General features: G+C 62.4%; 5 protein-coding genes. 3 read left to right on the forward strand and 2 right to left on the reverse strand.

From position 1 onward, the window contains the following. The first annotated feature begins 351 nt into the window (after positions 1 to 351). Together FWD29_09655 and FWD29_09660 are read left to right on the forward strand one after the other, a co-directional pair. Positions 352 to 1,086: a MarR family winged helix-turn-helix transcriptional regulator gene (locus FWD29_09655; GenBank protein MCL2804193.1), complete on the forward strand. Its 735-nt coding sequence runs from the start codon at positions 352 to 354 to the stop codon at positions 1,084 to 1,086. A 12-nt stretch (positions 1,087 to 1,098) separates the two neighbouring features. Further along, a complete protein-coding gene (locus FWD29_09660; GenBank protein ID MCL2804194.1) occupies positions 1,099 to 2,952 on the forward strand; it encodes an MFS transporter in 1,854 nt (617 codons plus the stop codon). A 58-nt stretch (positions 2,953 to 3,010) separates the two neighbouring features. Here the strand turns inward: FWD29_09660 and FWD29_09665 are convergent, their stop codons facing one another. Beyond that, entirely contained in the window at positions 3,011 to 3,259 is a 249-nt protein-coding gene (locus tag FWD29_09665; GenBank protein MCL2804195.1) for a hypothetical protein, read from the reverse strand. Between the two features lie 330 nt (positions 3,260 to 3,589). Here FWD29_09665 and FWD29_09670 point away from each other — a divergent pair, with 330 nt between their 5' ends. Further along, on the forward strand, positions 3,590 to 4,504 hold the full coding sequence (locus FWD29_09670; GenBank protein ID MCL2804196.1) for an endonuclease domain-containing protein: 915 nt from the start codon (positions 3,590 to 3,592) through the stop codon (positions 4,502 to 4,504). A gap of 1,172 nt (positions 4,505 to 5,676) precedes the next feature. Here FWD29_09670 and FWD29_09675 read toward each other — a convergent pair. Next, on the reverse strand, positions 5,677 to 5,862 hold a 186-nt coding region (locus FWD29_09675), incomplete at its 5' end, for a tRNA (guanosine(37)-N1)-methyltransferase TrmD (GenBank protein MCL2804197.1).

Here is a 5,862-nt window from a genome sequence, read left to right on the forward strand (position 1 = left end):
TGGTGTTCGGGTCACATGCTGGATGCGGCACGCCGTATCCCTGGCAACACTTCAGCCGAAGTCATTGCCCATAGGCCCTGAACAGGCCACAAAAAACAGGCCAAAACCAACGTAACCTCAGCCACGAGGCCCGTTTCCCACAGCACTGGGTTTGGCAGCCCAGGCTTATGCCAAAGCTCTTCTCTCGCCGCGACAATTGGGTTGACCACCACTTTCACCGCGAGATTGAGCTTTTGCACACGGTCGTGCCGCTCAACCTCGGTGTCGCGGCATGGGGGGCTGGCGGCGTCACGGCGGCGGGCTGGCCAAAATGCTTGCATAGCGCAAGTAAACGGTCTAGATTGGTCACTCGTGCCCGTCGGTTCTACAACCCAATCTCGCGCCAAGGGGGCCACCGCCGGAACTGGCCACAAAGCCATCGCCCTTGGCCAAGCCGACCCGAGTAGCCAGGCCGGAAATCGCCCCGACTCCCGAACCAGCTACGAAACCGACCCCGGTGGCCACACAAGGTCTCTTGGCGACACCGGAGCCGGTGGCAGAACCACCCCCGGCCGAAAAGCAGGCTCCGGGGACGGTGCCAACACCAGCCCTGCGGCCGGCGCGGTTTGCGATGTTGGCTCCAAGGACCGTCAGTGGTTCAACTCCTTGCCAGGCGTTGACCCCGAACTGGCTGGCTTACTTCAGACCCTAATGAGCCTGAACCAGGCCCTGCGGCCGCGGGAGACTGGCGACCGACAAAGGCCGACTTGGGCCCAAGTGGCGGTTCTTGGAATTCTGGCTCGCTGCGGTCAGGTTAGGCTATCCGCCCTGGCAGACCTGCTGTACTTGGACCTCTCGGTCCTTTCGCGCCATGTCACCGCCCTGGAACAGGCCGGACTGGTGGCCAGGGTCAAAGACCCCGATGACGGCCGGGCCTGGCTGGTTTCGATTACCAAGCAAGGCCAAGCTGCCGTCCACCAAGTCTGGGTAGCCCGAGCTGATGCGATCAGGGCCGCCTTGGCGGGCATCGAACCGTCAAATATCGCGGCCGCCAACACCGTCATGGCGGCCATGGCCAACGCCCTATCCCAAGCTTCCACCGACTAGTCGAAGGCAGCCATGAAACCAATATCAAAGTCTGACCAGGCTGACGCCCGAGCCAAGGTAGCCGCAGTCCTGGCCAAGGATGCCGGTAAGGGCCCAGGTGGGGGAGCGACATCGGGCGACAACAAAACGCCGCCCCCAGGCCAGCCGGGCACGCCGGCGCTACTCTCCCACCGCGAGATCCTAGAGGTCCTGACCGGCTTGCTGATCGCCATGTTCGTGACCAACGTCTCGGCCACTGTGGTGGGCACGGCGCTGCCAGTTATCACCGCCAAATTGGGCTCAACCCAACAGCAATACACCTGGATTGTGACCGCAACACTGCTGGCCAGCACCGCTTCGACCCCGATCTGGGGCAAACTGGCTGACCTGTTCAACAAAAAGACCCTGATGTTGTTCGGTTTGGCGATCTTCATTTTCGGCTCGGTGGCGGCTGGCGCCTCGGTTTCGACCGCCATGCTGATTGCCTGCCGGGCAGTTCAAGGGATCGGCATGGGCGCCATGATGTCGCTGATCCAGGCGATTATTGGCTCGGTCATTCCGCCTTTGGAACGCGGCCGCTACATGGCCTACACCGGCGCCACTATGGCGGTGGCGACTGTGGCAGCGCCGCTGATTGGCGGATTCATTGTCGATGCGCCTTGGTTAGGTTGGCGCTGGTGCTTCTGGTCGGCCGTACCCTTCGCCGTCATTGCCGGCGGCGTGCTGCAATTCAAATTGAAGGTGCCGTTCCTGGCGCGGCCGGGGGCTAAGGTCGACTGGCTAGGCGCCACACTGGTGACAGCCGCGGTTTCCGCGCTGTTGATCTGGATTTCCTTCGCCAACAACTCTTTCGACTGGATCTCGTGGCAAACCGCTGCTCTGCTTGGCTTCACGTTGATGGCCACGGTTCTGTTTGTCTTTGTCGAGTCCAAAGTGCGCAACCCGATCATTCCTTTGCAGATCATCAAAATGCGTACCACCGCTTTGGCCGTGGTGGCCTCGGTCGCGGTGGGCATCGCCATGTTTGGCGCGGCGGTGTTCCTGGGCCAGTACTACCAAGTGGCGCGGGGTTACAGCCCTACGGCCTCGGGCTTGATGATGTTGCCGATGATGGCTGGTGTGCTACTGGCCTCGGTTGTCGGCGGCCGGCTGGTTAGCGCCACCGGCCAGTGGAAACCGTTCACCATGGTCGGCACTTCAACCTTGGTGGTCGGCTTTTGCCTGATGGGCACGGTCAACTACACCACGCCTTTGTGGCTGATTGGGCTGTATGGCGGTGTGGCCGGCGTGGGCGTGGGCCTGTCCATGCAGAACCTGGTGTTGGCGGTCCAGAACTCGACTTCGGTGCACGATGTCGGTGCCGCCTCCGCGACGGTCACTTTCTTCCGGTCTTTGGGTGGCACCATCGGTGTCCAGGTTCTGGGCAGCGTCTTTGCTTCCCGGGTTCATTCGCTGACCGAGTCGCGCAAAGCGGCTGCGATTGCGCAGCTTGATCCGGCCACCCGCAAGGCCCTGGCGGCTCAGGCTCAATCCCAGGCCGAGGGCGGGGCCAAGCAGTCGCTCGATTTCTCTACCCTGCCCGCTCCGCTACGCGAGGTCATCAAGTCCTCCTACGGTGACTCGATTGGTCTGCTGTTCTGGATTGCAGCGGCCGTGGCAGTGGCCTCGGTGGTGGCCGTGCTGTTCATGCGGGCCACGCGCTTAAGCGCGACTTTCAACGATTCCGCCTCAGCTGACCAAATGGCCGCTGCTAAGTCAGACGCCAAGGCCGCGGCCAAGGCTGGTGCTGCACCTGGTGCCGAGTCCGATGCGATCCCTGGCGATCAGTCCGACGCTGTGCCTGGCGTGAAGCCTGGTGCCGGTTCGCCCGGGAAACCTCGGGCGTGAGGTCTTCCGGTAAGCCGCCGGACTGACTTGATACCGGGTGATCAGTCCTACGCTGTGCCTACTTGAGGTCTTCCGGTATGCCGCCGGATCGACCTGAACGGTTGAATGACTGGGCCAGATCGACTTGAACGCTGGTGTGACAGGGCCGGATCGACTTGAACGCTGGTGTGACAGGGCGGGATCGACCTGAACGGCTGGATGGCTGGTCTGGATCGACTTGAACGGTGGTGTGACAGGGCGGGATCGACCTGAACGGTTGAATGACAAGGCCCAGGCGTTTGCCCAGGTGGGCGGAAACTGCCGTCATCGAGCTGTTCATGTCGATTGGTCGGAGTCATCGAGCTGTTCATGTCGATTGGCCGGAGTCATCGAGCTGTTCATGTCGATTGGCCGGTGTGATTGAGGCGGTCATGTCGACTGGTGGGTGTGATTGGGCTGCTCATGTTGATTGCAGAATGTCATCAAACTGATCGCGACGACTGCGCTGATTGCCGTGTCAGCCGCGGTGCGCGCCCGGGCGTTCGATCATGTGTTCGCCACCGGGGCCGCATCTGCCTTGAATCGGCTCGACCCTGGTTATCCACAGGCGAGCCGCCCATTTGGCATACGGCCGGCGAGAATCGGGCATCATCGGCGCATGACGCTCACGACCCAAGGCATCACTAGCCACCCAGTCCCAGGAATCGCGGATGATCAGGCCGGGTTGTTCACAAGGCAGCAGGCCATAGACCACGGTTTCACATCGAACCAAGTGGCTTATCGGATTCGCAAGGGGTTGTGGGTGCCGGTGGCCGGAGACGCGCTGGCACCGGCCGGTTTGCCGGTCGGTGCCACCAGGAGCTGCTGGGCCGCCTGGTTGACCTGGCCAGATTCCGTGGTGATTGGGCCAGTGGCGCTGGCTGCCCAGCTACCCGCGGCACCGTTGCCAGTGATAAATGAAATCACCTGCGCCGTTCCGTCCAGGCGGCGCCGCAGACGGGGCATACGGCCGCGTCAACTGGTGTTGACCAGCGACGAGGCCCGGCAGGTTGGCGGAGGTCGGCTCCAGCAAGTCGTCTGGGCGGCGGTCGACACTCTGGCTTACCTCGACAAGGCTCATGCCGATTCGCTCTTCGCCTGGCTGATCACACGCAACAGAATCACGCCGAACCAATTCGCCAACGTGGTGGCAGCCAGGGCGAACCATCGAGGCGTTGTGACGCTCAGGGAATACCACGAGTGGATCGCCCTGGGGGTAGCCTCGGCTCTCGAGTTCAAGGCCGTGAGAGTCCTGCAGGCGGCGGGCATCGAGGGCTTCGAGCTGAATGTGACCATCCGGATTGGCCGGAATTGGATCAATGTTGACGTTCTATTCCGGTCGGAAAAGGTGGTGGTCGAGGCGGACGGCCGGGCCTTCCACAGCGCGGAGGACGCGTTCAACACAGACCGGGAACGGAGCAATGCGCTCGAAGCGGCTGGCTACCGCGTCATTCGCGTTACTTGGAAGATGCTGACAGAGAACCCGGACCGGTTCGTCGCCCAACTCAGGGCCACCCTTCGACAGGGCCAATGACAACCGCACTTCTCCTAGCCCGCCACCGGGCTGCCAGCGGCTGGCTACCGCGTCATTCGCGTTACCTGGAAAATGCTGACAGAGAACCCGGACCGGTTCGTCGCCCAACTCAGGGCCACCCTTCGACAGGGCCAGTAACCAAGTCGCCAACGAACTGCCCGGTGCCAAATCGCGGCAGGATCTGCCACAAAGGCTGACGCTGGCCCCGCCGGACAGCCGCCTGATTTGGCGCCCGAGGTGCCACCGAAGCCACCTTAGGCTTCCTTGCTGGATCGACCTGAACGCTGGTGTGACAGGGCGGGATCGACCTGAACGGCTGGATGGCTGGTCTGGATCGACTTGAACGGTGGTGTGACAGGGCGGGATCGACCTGAACGCTGGTGTGACAGGGCGGGATCGACCTGAACGGTTGGATGCCTGGTTCGGATCGACCTGAACGGTTGAATGACAAGGCCCGGGCGTTTGCCCAGGTGGGCGGAAACTGCCGTCATCGAGCCGTTCATGTCGATTGGCCGGAGCCATCGAGCTGTTCATGTCGATTGACCGGCGTGATTGAGGCGGTCATGTTGATCGACTAAACCCGGCACCCTTGATCGGTGCTCGCCAAGTTGCAGCACATTAGCGACACAAGGCATGGGGAACCCACGATGGCGCTGGTTACGTGTGGAGAGTGCGCCGCACAGTTTTGAGGCAAGGCAGATGGTTGTGTGAGTGCGACGCCCCATTGGCGTCGTCCGAAACCATACTAATAGCGCAGAGAGCAAAGAAGCTCAGCGCCGGCCTTCATAAGTGGGCGGTTGTCGTCGACGGCGTCCACGCGGCCGACCTTCCCAATGGCGGAGAGGTGCCCATCGCCCGGAAGGCAGGTCTCACCGCGCAATTGATTCCTCCGATGGGTTCTGTGGCCTCACCCATCACGACGGACGCAAGGCAACACAGGACCGTGATTGTCTCGGCCGGACTGACTGGCATGAAGGTGAAAGACGTCTGACCAGCCAGCCAAACAGACCATTTGCCAAGGTCAACCTACTCCTGAGGGAGGCTGAATCGGTGATCTGCTGGAGGCCGCTGGATCGAGTTGAGCCGGGAGGCTAGTTCGCCGGCAGGTCGGGGCGGCGGCCAGCCGCGCTGGGCGGCACGCAAAGCCAGGCGTGTGTCCAATGCTGACTTTGTCAGTTCGCCAGTAGGTCGGGGCGGCGGCCGGCCGTGCGCTGGGCAGCTTGTTCGGCCCGCCAGGCGGCGATTTTGCCGTGGTCACCGCTGAGCAGCACCGGCGGCACATCCAAGCCGCGCCAGCTTGGTGGCTTGGTGTACAGCGGGTATTCGAGCAGGCCATCGGCGTGTGACTCCTCGGCCAA

The organism is Micrococcales bacterium, from assembly GCA_009784895.1.
Taxonomy (GTDB): domain Bacteria; phylum Actinomycetota; class Actinomycetes; order Actinomycetales; family WQXJ01; genus WQXJ01.